Annotated in this window: 24 protein-coding genes; 23 read left to right on the forward strand and 1 reads right to left on the reverse strand. The window is 41.7% G+C overall.

All coding sequences use genetic code 11. The features are described 5' to 3' along the window. On the forward strand, positions 1-158 hold a 158-nt coding region (locus tag JWQ85_RS21940; protein ID WP_367186236.1), incomplete at its 5' end, for a CGNR zinc finger domain-containing protein. A 50-nt stretch (positions 159-208) separates the two neighbouring features. Here JWQ85_RS21940 and metK read toward each other — a convergent pair. Next, positions 209-1,459: a methionine adenosyltransferase gene (gene metK / locus JWQ85_RS16440; RefSeq protein WP_299469914.1), complete on the reverse strand. Its 1,251-nt coding sequence runs from the start codon at positions 1,457-1,459 to the stop codon at positions 209-211. A 206-nt stretch (positions 1,460-1,665) separates the two neighbouring features. Between metK and JWQ85_RS16445 the strand changes: the two genes are divergently transcribed. The 22 genes from JWQ85_RS16445 to nuoL all read left to right on the forward strand — a co-directional run bounded on the left by JWQ85_RS16445 (position 1,666) and on the right by nuoL (position 21,558). Further along, positions 1,666-2,556, forward strand: coding sequence for a diacylglycerol kinase family protein (locus tag JWQ85_RS16445; RefSeq protein WP_299469916.1), 891 nt, complete (start codon positions 1,666-1,668; stop codon positions 2,554-2,556). 104 nt (positions 2,557-2,660) lie between these two features. After that, positions 2,661-2,996, forward strand: a complete 336-nt coding sequence (locus JWQ85_RS16450) for a translation initiation factor (protein WP_299469918.1) — start codon at positions 2,661-2,663, stop codon at positions 2,994-2,996. A 157-nt stretch (positions 2,997-3,153) separates the two neighbouring features. Continuing rightward, a complete protein-coding gene (pckA, locus tag JWQ85_RS16455; protein WP_299469920.1) occupies positions 3,154-4,758 on the forward strand; it encodes a phosphoenolpyruvate carboxykinase (ATP) in 1,605 nt (534 codons plus the stop codon). Positions 4,759-5,056: 298 nt separating this feature from the next. Then, positions 5,057-5,893: a MotA/TolQ/ExbB proton channel family protein gene (locus JWQ85_RS16460; protein WP_299469922.1), complete on the forward strand. Its 837-nt coding sequence runs from the start codon at positions 5,057-5,059 to the stop codon at positions 5,891-5,893. 108 nt (positions 5,894-6,001) lie between these two features. Beyond that, positions 6,002-6,622 carry a biopolymer transporter ExbD gene (locus JWQ85_RS16465; protein WP_299469924.1) on the forward strand — a complete coding sequence of 207 codons (621 nt, stop codon included), beginning with the start codon at positions 6,002-6,004 and terminating at the stop codon, positions 6,620-6,622. Between the two features lie 2 nt (positions 6,623-6,624). Continuing rightward, entirely contained in the window at positions 6,625-7,158 is a 534-nt protein-coding gene (locus JWQ85_RS16470) for a biopolymer transporter ExbD (protein ID WP_299469926.1), read from the forward strand. Positions 7,159-7,192: 34 nt separating this feature from the next. After that, a complete protein-coding gene (locus tag JWQ85_RS16475; RefSeq protein WP_299469928.1) occupies positions 7,193-8,017 on the forward strand; it encodes an energy transducer TonB in 825 nt (274 codons plus the stop codon). Positions 8,018-8,243: 226 nt separating this feature from the next. Continuing rightward, on the forward strand, positions 8,244-9,158 hold the full coding sequence (locus tag JWQ85_RS16480; protein ID WP_299469930.1) for a PstS family phosphate ABC transporter substrate-binding protein: 915 nt from the start codon (positions 8,244-8,246) through the stop codon (positions 9,156-9,158). A gap of 29 nt (positions 9,159-9,187) precedes the next feature. After that, complete coding sequence (locus JWQ85_RS16485) at positions 9,188-10,873, forward strand: tetratricopeptide repeat protein (RefSeq protein WP_299469932.1); 1,686 nt, start codon at positions 9,188-9,190, stop codon at positions 10,871-10,873. Between the two features lie 82 nt (positions 10,874-10,955). Continuing rightward, positions 10,956-11,327 carry an NADH-quinone oxidoreductase subunit A gene (locus JWQ85_RS16490; RefSeq protein ID WP_299469934.1) on the forward strand — a complete coding sequence of 124 codons (372 nt, stop codon included), beginning with the start codon at positions 10,956-10,958 and terminating at the stop codon, positions 11,325-11,327. Between the two features lie 192 nt (positions 11,328-11,519). Continuing rightward, positions 11,520-12,062, forward strand: coding sequence for an NADH-quinone oxidoreductase subunit B (locus JWQ85_RS16495; protein ID WP_299469936.1), 543 nt, complete (start codon positions 11,520-11,522; stop codon positions 12,060-12,062). Beyond that, entirely contained in the window at positions 12,062-12,565 is a 504-nt protein-coding gene (locus JWQ85_RS16500; RefSeq protein ID WP_299469938.1) for an NADH-quinone oxidoreductase subunit C, read from the forward strand. Before JWQ85_RS16495 ends, JWQ85_RS16500 begins: the two co-directional genes overlap by 1 nt. A gap of 5 nt (positions 12,566-12,570) precedes the next feature. Next, positions 12,571-13,782, forward strand: coding sequence for an NADH-quinone oxidoreductase subunit D (locus tag JWQ85_RS16505; RefSeq protein ID WP_299469940.1), 1,212 nt, complete (start codon positions 12,571-12,573; stop codon positions 13,780-13,782). After that, positions 13,775-14,299 (forward strand): NAD(P)H-dependent oxidoreductase subunit E, encoded by a 525-nt coding sequence (nuoE, locus tag JWQ85_RS16510; protein ID WP_299469942.1) that lies wholly within the window; start codon positions 13,775-13,777, stop codon positions 14,297-14,299. The genes JWQ85_RS16505 and nuoE overlap by 8 nt, the downstream gene beginning before the upstream one ends. After that, entirely contained in the window at positions 14,299-15,663 is a 1,365-nt protein-coding gene (gene nuoF, locus JWQ85_RS16515) for an NADH-quinone oxidoreductase subunit NuoF (protein ID WP_299469944.1), read from the forward strand. The genes nuoE and nuoF overlap by 1 nt, the downstream gene beginning before the upstream one ends. A gap of 38 nt (positions 15,664-15,701) precedes the next feature. Then, a complete protein-coding gene (locus tag JWQ85_RS21945) occupies positions 15,702-16,055 on the forward strand; it encodes a four helix bundle protein (RefSeq protein ID WP_367186235.1) in 354 nt (117 codons plus the stop codon). 59 nt (positions 16,056-16,114) lie between these two features. Continuing rightward, complete coding sequence (locus tag JWQ85_RS16520; RefSeq protein WP_299469946.1) at positions 16,115-17,113, forward strand: 2Fe-2S iron-sulfur cluster-binding protein; 999 nt, start codon at positions 16,115-16,117, stop codon at positions 17,111-17,113. After that, positions 17,113-18,144, forward strand: a complete 1,032-nt coding sequence (nuoH, locus tag JWQ85_RS16525) for an NADH-quinone oxidoreductase subunit NuoH (RefSeq protein ID WP_299469948.1) — start codon at positions 17,113-17,115, stop codon at positions 18,142-18,144. Before JWQ85_RS16520 ends, nuoH begins: the two co-directional genes overlap by 1 nt. Before the next feature lie 14 nt (positions 18,145-18,158). Next, a complete protein-coding gene (locus JWQ85_RS16530) occupies positions 18,159-18,656 on the forward strand; it encodes an NADH-quinone oxidoreductase subunit I (protein WP_299469949.1) in 498 nt (165 codons plus the stop codon). Positions 18,657-18,719: 63 nt separating this feature from the next. Continuing rightward, positions 18,720-19,229, forward strand: coding sequence for an NADH-quinone oxidoreductase subunit J (locus tag JWQ85_RS16535; RefSeq protein ID WP_299469951.1), 510 nt, complete (start codon positions 18,720-18,722; stop codon positions 19,227-19,229). Beyond that, on the forward strand, positions 19,229-19,558 hold the full coding sequence (gene nuoK, locus JWQ85_RS16540) for an NADH-quinone oxidoreductase subunit NuoK (RefSeq protein ID WP_299469953.1): 330 nt from the start codon (positions 19,229-19,231) through the stop codon (positions 19,556-19,558). Before JWQ85_RS16535 ends, nuoK begins: the two co-directional genes overlap by 1 nt. Positions 19,559-19,653: 95 nt before the next feature. After that, positions 19,654-21,558 carry an NADH-quinone oxidoreductase subunit L gene (gene nuoL, locus JWQ85_RS16545; RefSeq protein WP_299469955.1) on the forward strand — a complete coding sequence of 635 codons (1,905 nt, stop codon included), beginning with the start codon at positions 19,654-19,656 and terminating at the stop codon, positions 21,556-21,558. Positions 21,559-21,622: the final 64 nt, after the last annotated feature.

The raw sequence follows: 21,622 nt of genomic DNA on the forward strand, positions 1-21,622 counted from the left end.
CGGCTAAATATGTAAAAGAGTGTTCGGCCTGCGGATGGCTGTTCCTTGATAAAAGCCGTACCCATACCCGCCGCTGGTGCAATCCGTTGGAGTGTGGCAGTATTGATAAAGCAACCCGGTATTATCACCGCCAAAAAGCAAAAAAATCTGAGGCATAAAAAAAGGCGCACCATTGTGGTACGCCTTTGTAAAATTTATCCGGGTTATATTATAAACCGAAGGCGCTTTTTACTTTATCTACGTAGTCTAATTTCTCCCAGGTAAACAATTCTACTTCGCGGGTTACTGTGGTGCCATCGTGCGCGTTAAACGATTTGGTAACCGTTTCGTTAGGGCGGCCAAAGTGTCCGTAAGCTGCAGTTTCGCTATAGATTGGGTTACGCAGTTTAAAGCGGGTTTCTATAGCATATGGGGTCATGTTAAAAATGCTTTCCACTTTCTTAGCAATCTCGCCATCGTTTAAACCAACTTTAGCAGTGCCATAAGTATTTACGTAAATCCCCATTGGTTGGGCAACGCCTATCGCATATGATACTTGTACCAAAATCTCATTACAAACACCGGCAGCTACCAGGTTTTTGGCAATGTGGCGGGTTGCGTAAGCGGCAGAGCGGTCAACCTTTGATGGGTCTTTACCAGAGAAAGCACCGCCCCCGTGTGCGCCTTTGCCACCGTAGGTATCAACAATAATTTTACGGCCGGTTAAGCCTGTATCGCCATGCGGGCCACCAATAACAAATTTACCGGTTGGGTTAATGTGATACTTAATATCGTTGTTAAAAAAGTGAGCGTATTTTGGATATTTAGCCTTAACACGTGGGATAAGGATACTAACAATATCGCTGCTGATCTTAGATAGCATAGCTTCTTCTTCGCCAAAATCATCATGCTGTGTAGATATTACTATCGCATCTATACGTGTTGGCTGGTTATCGTCGCTGTACTCTAAAGTAACCTGCGATTTTGCATCCGGGCGAAGGTATTTAATATCAGAGTTCTCGCGGCGGATAGCAGCAAGCTCTACCAATAAAGCATGGGCGATATCTAAAGCCAAAGGCATGTAGTTATCAGTTTCGATAGTGGCATAACCAAACATCATACCCTGGTCGCCGGCGCCTTGCTCTTCTTTAGCCTTGCGGTCAACACCCTGGTTAATATCCGGCGATTGCTCATGGATAGCAGATAACACACCACACGAGCTGCCATCAAACATATATTCGCCTTTGGTATAACCAATACGGTTAATTACATCACGGGCAATTTTTTGTACATCTAAATAAGCTTTTGATTTTACCTCGCCCGCCAAAAATACCTGCCCGGTAGTTACCAGTGTTTCGCAAGCCACTTTCGACTCGGGGTCGAAAGCTAAAAAGTTATCAATTAACGCGTCCGATATTTGGTCGGCAACTTTATCCGGATGCCCTTCTGATACAGACTCCGATGTAAATAAGTATGGCATATTATTTTTAAATAAACGTTAAAATCGAAAGGTAATGATTTATTTGAAACGTTGTAAAAGGAGCAGGGTTAGCACTTTTTTACGTGGTTGCAATCCAGTCCCGGTTATTCGGGCATTAAATCAGTCCACTTTCGAATGGCAAAAATAAAACAATTTTTCACAAAGCCGAAAATACATTTACTTTTGCCCATTGAAACCCTATATAGTTGAAAAGGAAAGCGTTATTTATAATAAACCCGGTATCAGGCGGGAAGAAAAAGGATGGAGTGCCGGGGCTTATACAGAAATACGTTGATACAGCTATTTTTGAATATGACATTGAATTTACAACCGGTATTTTCCATGCGCACGATTTAGCCAAAGCCGCTGTTGGTGAGTATGATATTGTTGTAGCGATAGGCGGCGATGGTACCGTTAACGAGGTTGCATCTGGCATAGTTAATACAGATACTGTATTAGGTGTAATTCCGTATGGCTCGGGTAATGGCTTGTCAAGGTTCCTGAATATTCCAATGAATGCTGAAGAGGCTTTTAAAACATTCAATGAGGCGCGTGTTATAACTATTGATGCCGGTAAAATGAACGGACAATGGTTTTTTAACATGGCCGGGATGGGTTTTGATGCGCATATTAGCCATGTATTTGCCAACGGCAGCGAGAAGAGGGGTTTTGTAAGCTATTTTAAATCTTCGATAAAAGAAATCTCTACCTATAAATCAAAACACTATCATATAGAGGTTGATGGCGTTCCTTATGACCGTGAAGCATTTATGCTGAGCATGGCCAATTCATCGCAATACGGTAATAACGCGCATGTATCGCCAACGGCATCTGTGCAGGATGGTTTGCTGGATGTTTGTATTATAAAGCCGTTCCCGTTGTGGCGTTTCCCCGAAATGGGCTTGCGCATGTTCACTAAAACGGCCGATACCTCTAAATATGTAGAGATCATTAAAGGCAGGCATATCCATATTACCCGCGAGCAGGAGGGCCCCATTCATTTAGATGGCGAGCCGCAGGGTGCCGGTACTGATATTAATATAGAAGTGGTGCCCAAGGCGTTAAAAGTTATTGTTGGCGGTTCATATAAAAATTAAAAGCCTCACCCCAGCCCCTCTCCGAGGGAGAGGGGCTTTAGGAGAAGGGCAAAGTTTAAAACAAATAAAAGTCTCCCCTATCGGTGGAGATTAGAGGGGGCTATATGGCAAAGAAGAATTTTACCGGCATTATGTACTCTACCGACCCTGATTTTCAATACCAGGAAGAAGGCGGTAACGCACAGCAAACCCTGCCGCCACAGCAACAGAACCTAAAAATATTTCTCGACCGGATAAAAGGAAATAAACTGGTAACCCGTATTAGTGGGTTTATTGGTGCCGATACCGACTTGGAAGCCATAGGCAAAAAGCTGAAAACTAAATGCGGTGTAGGCGGCTCTGTAAAAGATGGCGAGATATTATTACAGGGCGATTTTAGAGATAAGGTATTAACCATGCTGCAAACCGATGGCTATAAGGCTAAAAAAGCCGGAGGATAGTGTATTGAAATAAATTTATTTATTGTTGTTAACTATTGATTATTAGCTATTTACATGGTGTGTAAAACGTACATTATGTAAATAAATATCATAAAATACTTGCTTGTTAGTGTATCAAAAGGGTATTTTTGGGCAACCAATTATAAACAGCCTTTTAATGAACAACATGAATAACCGGGTACCCAATTTAGGGTATCTCAACCTGGCTAATGGCACTGCTATTTTTTACCAGCTAACCCCTGCGCAACTTGTTGAAGCTGCAATAAAAAGGAACGAAGGCATACTAAGCGACACCGGCGCCCTTGCAATTGATACCGGCGAATTTACAGGCCGCTCTCCCAAAGATCGTTTTATTGTTGATGACGAAATCACCCACGATGTGGTATGGTGGGGCGATATAAATATTAAGTTTTCCGCAGACAAATTTGACGCCTTATATAATAAGGTAACAAACTACCTGGCTAATAAGGAAATTTTTGTGCGCGATTCATGCGCTTGCGCTAACGAAAAATACCATATAGATATACGTGTAGTTACCGAAACAGCTTACCAAAACCTGTTTGTACATCACTTGTTCATTCGCCCGGAAGTTACTAATCCCGAAGGCCAGCCAGAGTGGACCATCATCGCTGCCACGGGCTTTAAGGCCAACCCGGCTACAGATGGTACACGCCAGGAAAACTTCGTTATCATCAGCTTTAGTAAAAGAACTATACTGATTGGCGGTACCGGTTATACCGGCGAAATAAAGAAGGCTATATTCTCGGTACTCAACTTTATATTACCGCATGATAAGCAGGTGCTATCGATGCATTGCTCGGCCAATACAGGCAGCAGGGGCGATACCGCGATTTTCTTCGGATTATCCGGCACGGGTAAAACAACCTTATCTGCCGACCCGGACCGTAACCTGATCGGCGATGACGAGCACGGCTGGAGCGACTACTCCATATTTAATTTTGAGGGTGGCTGCTATGCCAAATGCTGTGGTCTTACTGCCGAAAAAGAACCACAGATATTTAATGCTATTAAATATGGCGCGCTGTTAGAGAATGTGAACTTTGTGCCGGGCACACGCAGAGTTAACTTTAATAATATAGATAAAACCGAGAACACCCGGGTTGCCTATCCTTTATCAAATGTAAGCAACGCGGTTATACCATCTATAGCAGCATCGCCCAAAAACATATTCTTTTTAACTGCAGATGCCTTTGGGATACTGCCTCCTATATCAAAACTAACACCTGAGCAGGCCATGTATCACTTCATATCGGGCTATACAGCTAAAATAGCCGGTACCGAAGCTGGTATTACCGAGCCAAAGGCCACTTTCTCTGCCTGTTTTGGCGAAGCGTTTTTGCCATTGCACCCGGTTGCCTATGCTAAACTGTTAGGTAAAAAAATAAAAGAACACCAGGTAAATGTATGGCTTATAAATACAGGCTGGACAGGCGGCGCTTACGGAACAGGCCAACGCATGAAGCTTTCATACACCCGGGCTATGATAACTGCCGCGCTAAACGGAGGGTTAGATAATGTAAATTATCATCAGCACCCTATATTTAACATGATGATACCGGTTAGCTGCCCAAATGTGCCGGATGATGTGCTGAATCCTAAAAATACCTGGGCCAATGCAGAAAATTATGAGTGTAGTGCAAACAAGCTGGCCTCGGCATTTGTTAAGAACTTTGAGAAATATGCGGCATACAGCACCGTCGAGATAATAAACGCAGGGCCAAATACAGTTGTAGCCGTATAGTTAGACGCAACTATATCACTACTGTTACACACTTTTTATAGGTTTTTGCTTGCTATTATTAAAAAAAATGGGTTGTATTGTAAAAAATTGTCTGCCTGACAGACAATTTTTCTGTTTCAAAGCGTTATGTAATCACAAAATTGCAGAACGCTTTGAGCTGTATATTAAATTATTATAAAGAATTTCAGAAAAAGTTTTTTTATTTCATTTAAATTCTATTTTTGTTATCCGCTTAAAACGCACACATTTTTTATTAACTTATATTATAAACAAAACGAAAACTAAAAATTAAAAAGTAATGGCAAACGCACCAACAAAACCAACTACTCCTGTGAAAAAAGAAAGCTCAAGTGCATCGGGCGCATTTGCAACTTTGACCATCCCTATCTGTATAGTAGTGGCAATTTGTATTTTTGTATTCATATTAGGCCACCCAAGTCACTATAAAGGTGGCGATCCTGCTAACGAGCCAAATCCTGGCGATTTATTTGGTACTGTACACAAAGGTGGTATAATTGTACCATTGATCATGTCATACCTGTTAATGGTTATCGTGTTTTCAATTGAAAGGTTTGTAGTTATTGGCAAAGCATCTGGTACAGGTAATGTGGATGCATTCGTAAGAAGGATCCAATCATTCCTTAACGCTGGTAACATCGACGGCGCAAACGCTGAGTGCGACAAACAAAAAGGTTCTGTAGCAAACGTTATAAAATCAGGTTTGAAAAAATACCGCGAAATGGAAACTGATCAAACTATGGATGTTGATCAGAAAGCATTAGCTATCCAAAAAGACATTGAAGAAGCAACAGCTTTAGAAATGCCAATGTTAGAGCAAAATTTAACTATCATCGCTACCCTGGTATCTATCGGTACATTAACCGGTCTATTGGGTACAGTAATTGGTATGATCAAGGCTTTCGGCGAGTTGGCATCTTCAGGTGCTCCAAACCAGGCAGCATTATCAAACAGTATCTCTGAGGCACTTATCAATACAGCGTTAGGTATCGGTACTTCAGCTATATCAATTGTAATGTACAATGTGTTTACTTCAAAAATTGATAAACTGACTTACGCTATTGACGAAACTGGTTTCAGCATAGTTCAAACATTTGCTGCTTCACATAAAAAATAATAATTGTAAAATATTAGTGCGTGTTTTCCCGTTATAACAGAATATAATTTGGATAATTGGGATAAGTAACTATCTTTACATTATATATTTTTTTAAAAAAAGAACAATATGCCAAGAGTAAAAGTCCAAAGAAAGAGTACCGCGATTGATATGACCGCCATGTGCGACGTAGCCTTCCTGTTGCTTACTTTCTTTATATTAACAGCAAAACCCCGGACAGAAGATCCTGTTCCGGTTGATATACCTGCTTCGTCTATTACGCAGCCAATACCAGATGATAACGTATTGATGCTGACTGTTGCCGAGCAAAAAGTGTTCTTTACTGTAGATGGTAACGATATCCGTAAACAAACCCTAAATCAAATGGGTGATAAATACGGTATTAAATTTACTGTCGAAGAGCAAACAAAGTTCTCGGGCACACCCATATTTGGCGTACCTATGAACCAGCTGAAACAGTTCCTGCAATTAGACGCAGCTCAGAAAAAGGAGTATAAGCAACCCGGTATCCCTAATGATACTACTGCTAACAACGAACTTGCTGACTGGATCCGCGAAGCGCGTAAAGCTGATGTGGCCTTACACAACAAAGCGTTAAGGGTATCTATCAAAGGAGATAATAAAGAAGAGTACCCAACTATTAAAAAAGTGATCGGTATCCTTCAGAGACAAGAAGTAAACAAGTTTAGTCTAATTACAACAATTAGAACTGCACCTAAAACGAATTAAAAATGGCAGAATTAGACACCTCCTCCGGCGGGGGGAAAAAAGGCGGGAAAGTAAGAAGTAAGAAAGCCTCTACACGCGTGGATTTAACCGCGATGGTGGATTTGGCCTTCTTGTTAATTACCTTCTTCATGCTTACTACCACGCTTTCGAAACCAAAGGCAATGGATGTTATTATGCCTGACAAAGATGAGAAGACAAAAGAACAGGAGCCTATGGCTGCTTCAAGGTCAATGACTATTTTGTTAGGGTCAAATAACAAACTGGAATGGTTTATTGGCGAGCCCGGTAAATCACAGCCTACAACCGAAGGCTATGGGAAAGATGGCTTGCGCAAAACCCTTGTTGAAAAAGGTAAGGAAATACAAGCAAGTACGGGTAAATTCATGTTCGTATTAATTAAACCAAGCGACAAATCAAATTACAAAAATTTGGTTGACGTTTTGGACGAGATGAAAATAACCAATGTAACCTCATATGCCATTGTTGACATTTTGCCAAGTGAAATCGATTTGCTTAAGCGTGATGGTAACTATTAAGGAATAATTAAAAGTAAATTAACGTTAGAAGACAATGTTTGGATCAAAATTAGACATACTAAACCAGCAGTGGATTGACGTTGTTTTTGCAGGCCGTAACAAAGCTTATGGTGCGTACGAACTTAGAAAGGAAAATCCTCGTAACACAAACAAGGCCCTTATAATTGGAGTAGCAGCATTTGTTTTACTTATATCTTTTAAAACAATCATCAATGCAATAGAGGGATTTATCCCTAAGGCTGACGAGAAGGTGAAGGTTACCGAAGTGGTACTGCCTCCGCCACCCGTAAATGAACAAGAAAAACCACCTCCGCCACCTCCGGAACCACCTAAGCCAAAAGTTGACCAGGTGCGTTTCCCGCCTCCGGTTGTAAAACCAGATAACGAGGTACAAGAAAAAGACCCGCCAACCGTTAAAGAGTTGGAAGTAGCGGATCCGGGGCAGAAAGACCAAAAGGGTGACCCTAATGCCGATATCAGAATTGATGAACCGGTAGGTAACTCTGATGTGAAACAGGTTGTTGAAGAAAACCCTAACCAAATTTTTACCGCGGTAGAGCAAGCTCCGGGTTTCCCTGGTGGTGATGCAAAATTTGGAGCATATCTTCAAAAGAATATTCGTTACCCGGCTATTGCAAGAGAAAACAACGTTCAAGGGCGTGTGGTTTTAACCTTCGTAGTTGAAAGAGATGGCTCATTAACCGATATTAAGGTTTTGCGCTCTCTTGGTAGTGGTACAGATGAAGAAGCTGTACGTGTATTGAAAGCTTCGCCGAGATGGAAACCAGGTATACAAAACGGACGTCCGGTTCGTGTACAATACAGCATACCTGTAAACTTTACATTGGCGTCAGAATAAAAATTAATGTTATCAAATAACAATGAAAAGCAAAAATCGCCCAAAAGGCGGTTTTTGCTTATTTTAGGAGTTACTGCATTTATTGCCTTTTGCGTATTAGGATTAATGATAATTTTCTGGGATAAATTTCCGTTAGATCTTCCTAAATCACAAAGAACAATCTTTGGTTCAGTTATATTAATTTACGCAGTTTTACGCTTTTCGCGTTATTTAAGAAAGGACCCTAATGAAAGTTAGTTTTGTAGCTCTATTATCAGGGTTTTCATTATTAGTATTATTACAAAGTTGTCAACAAAATGCCGGCAAAAAAGCCCCGCTGGATGGCTTTACATCCGGAACAGCACAATTTGCAGGCGATGAATCATTTTCGCCAATTATTGACGAAGAACTGTATGTTTTTAAGGCTTTATATCCCGAGGCCAACCCGGTAATTACTTATAAACCCGAAAGTGAGGTTGTAAATAGTTTACTAAATGATAAAGTAAGAGTTGCCATTTTGTCACGTAACCTGGATACAGCCGAGTTGGGTGTACTAAAAAGGCGTACATTAGTAGCAGATGTGAACAAATTTGCTGTAGATGCTGTTGCTCTTATTGTAAATCAAACGTCAAAAGATACTACGATTTCGGTTAACGAAATTAAAAGTATGTTAAAAGGGCAGTCAAGAACCGATATTAATATAGTGTTTGACAACCCTAACTCAAGTTTGGTAAGATATTTGAAGAACTTATCTGGAAACCAAGAGTTAAAGCAAAAAAATATTTATGCGTTAAGCTCAAGCAAAGAGGTTATAAAGTATGTTAGTACACACCCTAATTCGATAGGTATAACAGGCTTTAGCTGGCTAAACGACCCTGACAAAGATTATGCTGAAGCCGTTGATAAGGTTAAAATTGTAGGCGTTAAAGACGAGAATAATAAAATTGCCCCTAATGAGTATTTTAAACCTTCACAGACCACACTTGTCCAACATACGTATCCGCTAAGCAGGTCATTGTATATAATTGATTGCACAGGCAGAAAAGGTTTAGGATCGGGCTTTGCCTCATTCTTAGCCAGTGAACGCGGCCAGCGGATAATTTTAAAATCGGGTTTACTACCCGATTCTATCCCGCAAAGGGAAATAAACATAACACACTAACTATACATAATTTACAAACTAAGATGAAAATGATCAGTAAGATAAGTAAGATAGTATTAGCCCTTACGCTTGTAGGCTCGTCAGTTTTTGCGCAGAGTTTAGCCGATGCGAAAAAAGCGATTGATGCCGAGCAGTTTCAGAAAGCTAAATCGATGCTTAAAAATTTAACCGTTACCCAGGCTACCAAGGATGAGAACTTCTTTTACCTGGGCTGGGTATACATTCTTCAGGAATATCCTGATTCAGCAAAAGCTGTATTTCAAAAAGGTATTGCTGTAAACCCAAAATCAGCATTAAACTATGCGGGTTTAGGTGCTGCTGCTTTTTTGGATAAAGATAGGGCAACAGCCACTACAAATTTTAACCAGGCAACATCATTGGCCGGCAAGGATAGTAAACCATATTTGTATGTAGGTAGATCTTACCTGTTAAACGATGTGGATGGTAAAATACCTGCTGCAGATGCAAATGCCGCTGTTACAGTATTAACAAAAGGCAAAGCAGTTAATGCAAAAGATGCGGAAGTGCTTGTTGCTTTAGGTGATGCATTACGCACGCAAAGCAAAAACACCGAGGCGCTGGGTAACTACCAGGCAGCTTTAGAGCTTGACCCTAAATTGGCTCATGCTAAGGTAGCAACAGGTGTTATCTGGAAATATGCCAATAACTTTGAAAGCTCAGAAACTGAGTTTAAAGCGGCTTTAGCTATTGACCCTAACTATGGGCCGGCTTACCGCGAGTGGGCAGAAACAGATGTTCGTTGGGCACAAAACGATCCAAGAATGGCATCAGCTAAAATTAAAGAAGCTACTGAGCAATATAAAAAATACCTTTCTTTAACTGATATGTCTATTGAATCGCAGTTACGTTATGCCGACTTCTTGTTGCTATCTGGTGATTATAAAACATTACAAACAGTAGCATCAGATTTGTCAAAATCGGCAAATACAAACCTAAGGATCTACCGTTATTTGGCTTATTCTGCTTACGAGAACAAGGACTTTGCTGCAGGTTTAACTGCAATGAATACCTGGGTTACCAAAGCAGATCCTAAACGTGTTATCCCACGTGATTATGTTTACCTGGGCCGTTTACAGATAGCTTCAAAACAAGATTCTTTAGGTATTGGTTCATTACGTAAAGCTTTAGCAATGGATACAAGCCAGGTAGATGTATATCCTGAAATTGCAAAAGCACTATATGCGCAAAAGAAATATGCTGAAGCTGGTGATGCCTATCATGTTTTCACACAAAAAGGTAGGGGCGTTAAGCTTTTAGACCATTTTTATGAAGGCATCAGTTATTATTTTGCTTACGATGAGAAAAAGCCTAATGCCGATTCAATAATTGCAAAAGCCGATTCGGCGTTTAGCTATGTAGTACAAAAGGCACCTGCAACTACTGACGCATATCTTTATCGTGCCCGTGTTAACGAGTTAAGGGATAAGGACCGTAACAATATAGTAGGTTACGCTAAACCTTTCTACGAAAAATACATTGAAGTGGTAGGCGCCAAAGGCGGTGTGCCAGATGATAAAACGAAAAAGAACTTAGCAGAGGCGTATGTTTACCTGGCTATATATTCTGAATTTAAAGAAAAGGATATGGCTAAAGCTATAGAGAATTACACCAAGGCAAGAGATAACGACCCAGCTAATAAACAGGTTGTGTTATTCTTCTCGCGTAAAGGTGGAGGCACCGGTAAAGGCAAATAAGCTTTTAGCTTAAATAAGTATTAAAAGGCCTCTTCTAAAAAAGAGGCCTTTTTTATTATGCGCTCATTTGTATATTTGCATCATGGAATTACAAAGTTTACCGGTTAATTATTTGCCCATCATATTCCAGATGCTGGTAGCTATGGGGTTTGTTGTTACAACAATGTTTGTAACCCACAAAATAGGCCCTAAGCGTGTTACAAAAGATAAGCTAACACCCTTTGAGTCGGGTATCGAAGTTATTGGTAACGCGCGTAGCCCAATGTCAATCAAATACTTCCTGGTAGCAATACTGTTTGTTTTGTTTGATGTGGAGGTGATATTTATGTATCCATGGGCAGTGAATTTTCGTGACCTGGGTAGAGAGGGGATGATAGAGATGTTCATATTTATGGGCACACTATTAGCCGGCTTTTTCTATATCATAAAAAAAGGTGCACTAAACTGGGATTGATCCCACTAAACCTGCCGACAGGCTTTAGGTGCTAATTAAATCTTTCGGCCGGCGAAGATTGAGGGGTTGAATTAGTTTAGATTGATTCTAAATATATTTCATAACTTTCATAGTGTATTTGTTACAGCGTATTTTATTGTAAATTTGTAAATCAGTTTAACAGCTGATTTAATATTATTTGATAGGAATTTAATGAGTGATATTCAAATAGTTGAAGCCCCTGCGGGTGTTGAAGGATCTGGCTTTTTTGCTACTAAGCTTGATCAGGCAGTGGGTTTGGCACGCTCGCACTCCTTATGGCCATTGCCGTTTGCTACATCATGTTGCGGTATCGAGTTTATGGCTACTATGGGTTCACATTACGATTTAAGCAGATTTGGGGCCGAGCGTTTAAGTTTTTCCCCTCGCCAAGCCGATCTTTTAATGGTAATGGGTACTATTTCAAAAAAAATGGGCCCGGTTTTGCGTCAGGTTTATTTACAAATGGCCGAACCTCGTTGGGTTATGGCTGTTGGTGCCTGTGCATCAAGCGGTGGTATATTTGATACCTACTCTGTTTTGCAGGGTATTGACGAAGTTATCCCGGTAGATGTTTATGTGCCTGGTTGCCCGCCACGCCCCGAAGCTATTATTGATGGTTTTATGGCTATCCAAAAATTGGTACAAACAGAAACTTTGCGCAGGCGCGAAGAGCCTAAGTATCAGGAGCTGCTGGCTAAATACGGAATTCAATAATGGGTAAAATAGCAAACGAAGAGCTTTTACAAAAGCTAAACGATAAGTTCCCCGGCCAGGTTGCTGAAACAGGTGCCGATTTTGGCCTGCTTACTGTAGAAACCAATAAAGAAAGCATCAATGCTGTGTTAAGCTTTTTAAAAACTGATGCAGCGCTGCAGTTTATCTATTTAACAGATCTTACTGCCGTACATTACCCCGAGCTGGAAAAACCAATAGGTGTAATTTATCACCTGCACAGCCTTACTACAAATACACGTATCCGTATAAAAGTATTCCTTTCATTGGATGACTTACATATCCCAACAGCTTCAACTATATGGGATGGCGCTAACTGGATGGAACGTGAAACATATGACTTTTTTGGGGTGATATTTGACGGCCACCCCGACCTGAGAAGGATACTGAATGTTGATGACATGACCGTATTCCCGATGAGGAAGGAATTCCCGCTGGAAGATCCAAACCGTATTGATAAAAAAGATTACTTTTTCGGGAGATAATATAAATGCAGAATCACCCAGTATATACCGACAACGACCCGCAAACCGAGTACTCTACGCTCAACCTGGGCCCAACGCACCCTGCTACGCACGGTGTGTTCCAGAATGTGCTGCAGATGGATGGCGAACGTATAGTTAGCGGCGTATCAACCATAGGCTATATACACCGTGCATTTGAAAAAATTGCCGAGCATCGCCCATTTTACCAGATAACACCCCTTACCGATCGTTTAAACTATTGCTCATCGCCCATAAATAATATGGGATGGCATATGACGGTTGAAAAGCTGTTGAATATAGAAATGCCTAAACGTGTTGATTACATGCGTGTAATTATCATGGAACTGGCCCGTATTTCAGATCATATTATTTGTAATGGCGTATTAGGTGTTGATACAGGCGCCTTCACAGGTTTCTTGTACATGATGGAACATCGTGAAGAAATTTACGAGATCTATGAAGAGATCTGCGGCTCGCGTTTAACAACAAACATTGGCCGTATTGGCGGTTTCGAACGTAATTTTAATAAAATTGCTTTCGATAAGATCCGCAGGTTTTTAGTAAGGTTCCCGCCGGTATTAAAAGAGTTTGAAGCACTGTTTAACCGTAACCGCATATTTGTTGACCGTACCAAAGGTGTGGCAGCAGTTACTGCAGAGGCGGCATTAAGCTACAGCTGGAGCGGCCCTATATTACGCGCTACCGGTGTTGATTATGATGTTAGGGCGATGGAGCCGTATTCATCATACGAAGATTTTGATTTTGAAGTGCCTGTAGGCGAGAACGGCGACGTTTATAACCGTTTTTTGGTACGTAACGAAGAAATGTGGCAGAGCATGCGCATTATAGAGCAAGCGCTGAACAAGATAGAAAAAGAACCGTCGGATATATTCCATGCGGACGTACCTGCGTTTTACCTGCCTCCAAAAGAGGAAGTATATAATAACATGGAAGCTTTGATCTATCACTTTAAAATTGTGATGGGCGAAGTAGAAACCCCTAATGCCGAAGTTTACCACTCGGTTGAAGGTGCAAACGGCGAATTAGGCTTTTACCTGGTTAATGACGGTGGCCGTTCACCGTACCGTTTACATTTCCGCAGGCCAAGCTTTATCAATTACCAAATGTATGCGCCAATGAGCCAGGGTATGTTATTATCTGATGCTATTATTAACATGAGTAGTTTAAACGTTATAGCCGGAGAGTTAGATGCTTAGTGTACAGGATACCAATACGCCGGTAACATTTTCGCCGGAACTGATCAGCAAGTTTGCTGATGTGGTGAGCCGTTACCCTGTGGGGAAACAAAAATCGGCCTTGCTGCCTATACTGCATTTGGTACAGGCCGAATTTGGCTGGACCAGCGTACCCGCAATGGATAAAGTTGCCGAATACCTTTCTATTCAGCCTATTGAGGTTTACGAGGTGGCATCGTTTTATACCATGTATTTTTTAAAGCCACAAGGCAAGTACATGCTGGAAGTTTGCCGTACCGGCCCTTGCGAAATTGTTGGTGCCAGCAAAATAATGGACCACATTGAAAATACTTTAGGCGTTAAAGAAGGTGATGTTACCCCCGATGGTCTATTTAGCTGGAGAGGCGTAGAGTGCCTTGCTGCATGTGGCTTTGGCCCTGTGTTGCAAATTGGCCCCGAGTATACTTTTTACGAGAACTTAACCACTGAATCTGTTGATAAACTGATTGGTGACCTAAAAGGAAAGGCGAACAACTAATGGCACGTAAATTACTTTTAGAACATATAAACGTACCCGGCATCAATACATTTGATGTTTACCGCTCAAAAGGCGGTTACGCTGCTGTTGAAAAAGCCCTGAAAACTTTATCGCCCGATGATGTGGTAGAAGAAGTTAAAAAATCGGGCTTGCGCGGCCGTGGTGGTGCAGGTTTCCCTACCGGGATGAAGTGGAGCTTTTTGGCCAAGCCGGAAGGTGTTGAACGTTACCTTGTTTGTAACGCCGACGAATCCGAGCCCGGTACATTTAAAGATCGTTATTTAATGACCTACATCCCTCACTTATTAATTGAGGGGATGATAGTAGCCAGTTACGCGCTGGGTGCAAAAACTTCATACATATACGTACGTGGCGAAATGATGCCGCAGATACGTATACTGGAAAAAGCGATTGCCGAAGCAAAGAACAAAGGCTTTTTAGGTAAAAATATTTTAGGCACAGGTTACGATCTGGAGCTTTACGTACAACCGGGTGGTGGTGCTTACATCTGCGGCGAAGAAACCGCTTTGTTAGAATCACTGGAAGGTAAACGTGGTAACCCAAGGATAAAACCTCCGTTCCCGGCTATCGCGGGTTTGTATGGCTGCCCAACGGTAGTAAACAACGTGGAATCAATTGCTGCGGTTGTGCCAATCATTAACGAAGGTGGCGACGAGTATGCAAAACTTGGTATTGGACGTAGTACCGGTACCAAGCTAATATCTGCAGGTGGTAACTTACGCAAACCGGGTGTTTACGAAATTGACCTGGGCTTACCGGTTGAAGAATTTTTATACAGCGACGAATATTGCGGTGGTATCGCCAATGGCAAACGTTTAAAAGCGGTTGTTGCAGGTGGTTCATCGGTACCAATTTTACCGGCTAACCTGTTCCTGAAAACTATTAATAACGAACCACGCTTAATGAGCTATGAATCATTAGCCGATGGTGGTTTTGTTAGCGGCACCATGATGGGTTCGGGTGGTTTTATTGCTTACGACGAAGACCAGTGTATCGTTAGAAACACCTGGAACTTTGCAAGGTTCTATCACCATGAAAGCTGCGGCCAATGTTCGCCATGCCGTGAAGGTACCGGCTGGATGGAGAAAGTTTTACACCGCCTGGAATATGGCCACGGTAAAATGAGCGACATGGACCTGTTGGTTGATGTAGCTAAAAAAATTGAAGGGAATACAATTTGTCCGTTGGGCGATGCAGCAGCTTGGCCGGTGGCCAGTGCGATACGTCACTTCAGGGATGAGTTTGAATGGCATGTAACGCATCCGAACGAAGCAACAACAAGGAATTTTGGAATAGCGCATTACGCTGATCCATTGCCGAAATTGGAAGAAGCGGCCAGTTAAGTCAAAATTAAAAAGTAAAAATTCAAAATCGAAGCAGCTTGACCGAAAAGCCATACGACATCAAACACAGATGTTACCAATTCTCTAAAGAGATTGTGCTTTTTATATCAACCGCAAAGTATGACAGAATTTACTTTTCGATATTTGACCAATTAATAAGAAGTGGAACCTCGGTAGGGGCGAATATAATAGAAGCAAAGTCGGGCAGTTCGACAAAGGATTTTAGGAACTTCTATGTAATAGCCCTTAAATCTGCGAACGAAACGAAATACTGGATATGTTTAATAAGAGATACCATCTTATTAAATGAGAAAGAGAGATTGAATAAGTTGCTGAGCGAAGTTGATGAAATATCCAAAATCATCGCATCGATAATCATCAACCTAAAATAATAGGAATTGATAAAAAGGACAGGGTTTTTGACTTTTGACTTTTTAATTTTGAATTATAAATGAAAGTTACAATAGACGGATTTCCTATTGAAGTAGAAGCTGGGACAACCATACTAAACGCCGCAAGGATGATAGGTGGTGATATTGTTCCGCCTGCTATGTGTTATTACTCCAAGCTGGAAGGCACTGGTGGTAAATGCCGTACCTGTTTGGTGCAGGTAAGCAAAGGTTCTGAAAAAGACCCGCGCCCTATGCCAAAGCTGGTAGCAAGCTGCCGTACTACGGTAATGGATGGCATGGAAGTGAAAAACATCACTTCGCCAGAGGTTATTGAAGCGCGCAAGGGTGTGGTTGAGATGTTATTGATAAACCACCCGCTTGATTGCCCGGTTTGTGACCAGGCAGGCGAGTGCCATTTACAAGATTTAGGTTACGAGCATGGTGCAGCCAAAACCCGTTATGAGTTTGACCGCCGTACATTCGAGAAGATAGACATTGGCGATAAGATACAATTACACATGACGCGTTGCATACTGTGCTACCGTTGCGTATTTGTTGCCGACCAGATAACCGATCATCGCATACACGGTATCTTAAACCGCGGCGATCATTCAGAAATATCTACCTATATACAAAAAGCTGTTGATAACGATTTCAGTGGAAACGTTATTGATGTTTGCCCGGTAGGCGCTTTAACCGATAAAACATTCCGCTTTAAAAACCGTGTTTGGTTTACCAAACCTGTTGAAGCGCATCGCGATTGCGAAACTGAAAAATGTGGCGGTAAAGTTACTTTATGGTACAAAGGCGAGGATGTTATCCGCGTAACTGCACGTAAAGATGAGTACGGCGAAGCAGAAGAATTTATCTGCAATACCTGCCGTTTTGATAAAAAGAGAACCAGTGACTGGGTGATAGAAGGTCCGCGTAAAGTATCGCATAAATCTGTTATCAACTCAAACCACTACGATACGCTGCACCCGCTACCTGTTGTTAAAACCAACCCGGTATTGATTGAAGCGAATAAAGAACAATTTGAAAGGGAGACACGCCTGTAATGGAATTAGCAGACATAGCCATAAAATTTGGCCTCATCATTATTATATTCCTGATAAGCCTGGTAGTAGCCATGTACTCTACCTATGCCGAGCGTAAAATTGCGGCATTTTTTCAGGACAGGGTTGGCCCTAACCGTGCCGGTCCGTTTGGTATTTTACAGCCACTGGCTGATGGTGCTAAAATGTTCATGAAGGAAGAGATCATCCCTACAAACGCAACACCCTTCTTATTTATAGTTGGCCCATCATTAGCTATCCTTACCGCATGTATTGGTTCGGCAGTTATTCCATGGGGGCAAAATTTAGTTGTTGGCGGCAGGACTATCCCGCTGCAGGTTACAGATATTAACGTAGGTATCCTGTACATTTTTGGTGTAGTATCATTAGGTGTATATGGTGTAATGATAGGCGGCTGGGCATCAAACAATAAATACTCTTTATTGGGTGCTATCCGTGCGGCATCACAAAACATCAGCTATGAAATTTCAATGGGGCTTTCTATCATTGCCCTGTTAATGGTTACCGGTACTTTAAGCCTGGGCGAAATTGCCCAGCAACAACACGGCTGGCACTGGAATGTGCTGTATCAACCGGTAGGTTTCCTGTTGTTTATGATCTGCGCCTTTGCCGAAACCAACCGTACACCGTTTGATTTGCCTGAGTGCGAAACAGAGCTGGTAGGAGGTTATCATACCGAGTATTCGTCAATGAAACTGGGTTTTTACCTGTTTGCCGAATACATTAACATGTTTATATCATCGGCAGTAATGGCTACCTTATATTGGGGTGGTTACAACTATCCGGGTATGGATTGGGTTACTGCTCACACAGGCCCAGCTATCGGCCCGCTGATTGGTACGGCAGTGTTTTTTGCTAAGATATTCCTGTTCATCTTCTTCTTTATGTGGGTACGCTGGACCATCCCGCGTTTCCGTTATGATCAGTTGATGGACCTGGGTTGGAAGATATTGATACCATTGGCTATAGCAAATATTGTTGTTACTGGTATTGTTATTACTTTTTTTAGTTAAGCGAGAGGAATTAAATGGAATCATTAAGTAATAAGAAAAAGCAATTAGTGATAAAGCCGCCCAATTTTTGGGAGAGGGCTTACCTGCCTGCTATTGTGCATGGTTTATCAATTACGATGAGCCACTTTTTCAAAAAGCCGGTTACTATACAATACCCGGACGAAAAGCGTGAGTTTTCTGAGAACTATCGTGGCCTGCACTCGCTTAAGCGCGATGAAAATGGTGCGGAACGTTGCACTGCCTGCGGTTTATGCGCACTATCATGCCCTGCAGAAGCAATTACCATGATAGCTGCCGAGCGCCAGAAGGGTGAAGAGCATTTGTATCGCGAAGAAAAATACGCGGCCGTTTACGAAATTAATATGCTGCGTTGCATTTTCTGCGGATTATGCGAAGAGGCTTGCCCTAAAGAAGCAATATACCTGGATGGTGACATAGTACAGTCAGATTACCTGAGGAAAGATTTTATTTATGGTAAAGACAAATTAGTAGAACCACCTTTAAATCAATAACAGAAGTTTTATACCTTTGCCCCGCAGCTTTTAGCAGGGCAAAAGTATATTGTAAATATAAACATGAGTACATTTTACTTCATCGCGTTTTTATCCATATTTTTTTCAATACTGGTTATTTCTGCAAAAAACCCGGTGCACAGCATACTGTACCTAATACTTACCTTTTTTACTTTCACCATTCAATATATATTAATGAATGCCCAGTTTTTGGCTATCGTAAACTTTATAGTTTACATGGGCGCCATACTGGTATTGTTTTTATATACGCTGATGCTGATAAACCTGAATAAGGAAAGTGAGCCGGTTAAACCATTTATGGTGAAGATAGCCGCGGTATTTGGTGGTGGTATTTTAGCTGTAGCGCTGATATCGTCCCTGAAATCATTAGGTGTATCTGACCCGGTAGTATTAAAGAATCCCGAGCTTGGCCTGGTAAAAAACCTGGGTAAAGTATTATTCAACGAATTTTTGTTGCCGTTTGAAGTATCGTCGGTATTGCTATTATCGGCAATGGTGGGCGCTGTATTGCTGGCAACAAAAGACCCTAAAGAACCTAAAGCAACCATCTGATGGAAAGTTTAACCCATACCATTCAAGCGGTGCCGCTTAACCATTACATTTTATTAAGCGCTATTATATTTTCAATAGGGGTAATGGGTGTTTTATTACGCCGTAACGCTATTGTGATATTTATGTCGGTTGAGCTTATGCTTAACTCAGCTAACCTGTTGCTTACCGCGTTTTCGGTTTACCGTGGCGATGCAGCCGGGCAAGTTTTTGTATTTTTTATTATGGCATTAGCCGCGGCAGAAGTTGCAGTAGGGCTGGCCATTATAGTAATGATATACCGCAACACCAACTCTATCGATATTAACGTATTGAACAGGTTAAAGTGGTAAACTAATAAATTGTCATTCTGAGGTACGAAGAATCTATCGGCGAATAGATGCTTCACTATCGTTCAGCATGACAAAAAGAAATTTAACATATATAAATGGACAATTTGATCTGGCTTATTCCTGTACTACCCTTAGCCGGTTTTGTTATAAACGGACTTGGGCGTAATACCCTGTCAAAAAACCTTATCGGCGCTATCGGCAGTTTGCTGGTACTGGTTGCATTTGGTTTAAGTGTTACTACATTCTTCCAGATAAAAAACTCGGGCGTACCTGTCGAGGTTACCTTGTTTGACTGGATCAGCGTTGGCAGTTTTAAAATCCCTTTCTCCTTTTTGATAGATCAGCTAAGCTCCATAATGCTGTTGATCGTTACTGGTGTAGGCTTCCTTATTCATTTATATTCTATCGGCTACATGCATGACGATAAAGGCTTCGGTAAGTTCTTTTCTTATCTGAACCTGTTTGTTTTCTTTATGCTGCTGCTGGTAATGGGAAGCAACTACGTGGTAATGTTTATAGGCTGGGAAGGCGTTGGTTTATGCTCATACCTGCTTATAGGTTTTTGGTATACCAATCCAAGCTATGCCGAAGCTGCCAAGAAAGCATTTGTTATGAACCGTATTGGTGACCTTGGCTTTTTGCTGGGCATCTTCCTTTTAGTAAATACTTTTGGTAGTACTAACTTTTCGGACATTTTCCCTAAAGCACCCGATGCGGTTGCAGCAGGGGCACCGATAGTACTGATCACCATATTATTATTTATAGGCGCGGTTGGTAAATCGGCACAGTTGCCATTATTTACCTGGTTGCCAGATGCAATGGCCGGCCCAACACCGGTATCAGCATTAATACACGCGGCTACCATGGTTACGGCAGGTATCTATATGATAGCCCGCTCTAACATCCTGTTCACATTGGCTCCTGATACCATGGAAGTGGTTGCCTTTATTGGTTTAGCTACCGCGGCATTTGCAGCATTGATAGCTTTAACACAAACTGACATTAAAAAGGTACTGGCCTATTCAACCGTATCGCAATTGGGATACATGTTTTTAGGTTTAGGCGTTGGCGCTTATACCGGCGCGTTCTTCCACGTATTAACGCATGCATTCTTTAAAGCATTGTTATTCCTGGGGGCAGGTTCTGTTATCCATGCCATGGGCGGTGCGCAGGATATGCGCAAAATGGGCGGATTGAAAGGGAAGATCAAAATTACTTTTATCACCATGCTGGTTGGTACCATCGCTATCGCGGGTATCCCCCCATTCTCGGGTTTCTTTTCAAAAGACGAAATTTTGGCCGCAGCCTTTGCACATAGCACAACGTTTTACGTAGTGGGTGTTATTACCGCTATGCTTACTTCTTTCTACATGTTCCGGATGATGTACCTAACCTTTTGGGGTAAATTCCGCGGGACACATGAGCAGGAACATCACTTGCATGAGTCGCCTGCCAGCATGACCATACCACTTATTGTGTTAGCTATACTATCAGCTATTGCGGGTATGATAGGTGTACCGGCAGTAATGGGTGGCCATCACGAATTAGGCGCTTTCCTTGCACCTGTTTTTGAAGCATCAAACAAAATATTAGGTGAACACGAACTAAGCCACAATACCGAAAAGATCCTGATGGGTACATCGGTATTATTAGCGCTGATAGCGATGGGTTATGCCTACAGCAAATATGTATCAAAAGGTAGTGTGCCTGTATCTGATGAGGATGAGCGCCCGGCATTGTCAAACCTGTCATATAATAAATTTTATATCGATGAATTGTATGATAAGGTTATCCGTAAGCCATTGGATGCTGTTTCGGTATTCTTCTACAAAGTAATTGAACTTTCGGGTATCGATGGATTTGTGAACGGCTTGGGTAAAGGTGCTTTAGAGACAAGTAAGGGTCTGCGCCTGTTGCAAACAGGTAACGTGGGTTTCTACATATTTATGATGGTGGTAGGTATTATTGCCATTTTGGTGTACAGTTTAATTAAAATATAAGCGCTTAGCGTTTACCATATAAAATGACGGTTAGCATTTTACTTTTTTTACCGATTGTTGCAGC

The organism is Mucilaginibacter sp., from assembly GCF_028288105.1.
Classification (GTDB): domain Bacteria; phylum Bacteroidota; class Bacteroidia; order Sphingobacteriales; family Sphingobacteriaceae; genus Mucilaginibacter.

Bases quoted from the DNA above. Each gene is read 5' to 3' on its own strand.
- metK (WP_299469914.1), bottom strand. From the start codon at position 1,459: ATGCCATACTTATTTACATCGGAGTCTGTATCAGAAGGGCATCCGGAT.
- nuoH (WP_299469948.1), top strand. From the start codon at position 17,113: ATGGAATTAGCAGACATAGCCATAAAATTTGGCCTCATCATTATTATA.
- nuoE (WP_299469942.1), top strand. From the start codon at position 13,775: ATGCTTAGTGTACAGGATACCAATACGCCGGTAACATTTTCGCCGGAA.
- JWQ85_RS16465 (WP_299469924.1), top strand. From the start codon at position 6,002: ATGCCAAGAGTAAAAGTCCAAAGAAAGAGTACCGCGATTGATATGACC.
- nuoF (WP_299469944.1), top strand. From the start codon at position 14,299: ATGGCACGTAAATTACTTTTAGAACATATAAACGTACCCGGCATCAAT.
- pckA (WP_299469920.1), top strand. From the start codon at position 3,154: ATGAACAACATGAATAACCGGGTACCCAATTTAGGGTATCTCAACCTG.
- nuoK (WP_299469953.1), top strand. From the start codon at position 19,229: ATGGAAAGTTTAACCCATACCATTCAAGCGGTGCCGCTTAACCATTAC.
- JWQ85_RS16530 (WP_299469949.1), top strand. From the start codon at position 18,159: ATGGAATCATTAAGTAATAAGAAAAAGCAATTAGTGATAAAGCCGCCC.
- JWQ85_RS16495 (WP_299469936.1), top strand. From the start codon at position 11,520: ATGAGTGATATTCAAATAGTTGAAGCCCCTGCGGGTGTTGAAGGATCT.
- JWQ85_RS16480 (WP_299469930.1), top strand. From the start codon at position 8,244: ATGAAAGTTAGTTTTGTAGCTCTATTATCAGGGTTTTCATTATTAGTA.
- JWQ85_RS16490 (WP_299469934.1), top strand. From the start codon at position 10,956: ATGGAATTACAAAGTTTACCGGTTAATTATTTGCCCATCATATTCCAG.
- JWQ85_RS16500 (WP_299469938.1), top strand. From the start codon at position 12,062: ATGGGTAAAATAGCAAACGAAGAGCTTTTACAAAAGCTAAACGATAAG.
- JWQ85_RS16460 (WP_299469922.1), top strand. From the start codon at position 5,057: ATGGCAAACGCACCAACAAAACCAACTACTCCTGTGAAAAAAGAAAGC.
- JWQ85_RS16535 (WP_299469951.1), top strand. From the start codon at position 18,720: ATGAGTACATTTTACTTCATCGCGTTTTTATCCATATTTTTTTCAATA.
- JWQ85_RS16520 (WP_299469946.1), top strand. From the start codon at position 16,115: ATGAAAGTTACAATAGACGGATTTCCTATTGAAGTAGAAGCTGGGACA.
- JWQ85_RS16475 (WP_299469928.1), top strand. From the start codon at position 7,193: ATGTTTGGATCAAAATTAGACATACTAAACCAGCAGTGGATTGACGTT.
- JWQ85_RS16470 (WP_299469926.1), top strand. From the start codon at position 6,625: ATGGCAGAATTAGACACCTCCTCCGGCGGGGGGAAAAAAGGCGGGAAA.
- JWQ85_RS16450 (WP_299469918.1), top strand. From the start codon at position 2,661: ATGGCAAAGAAGAATTTTACCGGCATTATGTACTCTACCGACCCTGAT.
- nuoL (WP_299469955.1), top strand. From the start codon at position 19,654: ATGGACAATTTGATCTGGCTTATTCCTGTACTACCCTTAGCCGGTTTT.
- JWQ85_RS16505 (WP_299469940.1), top strand. From the start codon at position 12,571: ATGCAGAATCACCCAGTATATACCGACAACGACCCGCAAACCGAGTAC.
- JWQ85_RS16485 (WP_299469932.1), top strand. From the start codon at position 9,188: ATGATCAGTAAGATAAGTAAGATAGTATTAGCCCTTACGCTTGTAGGC.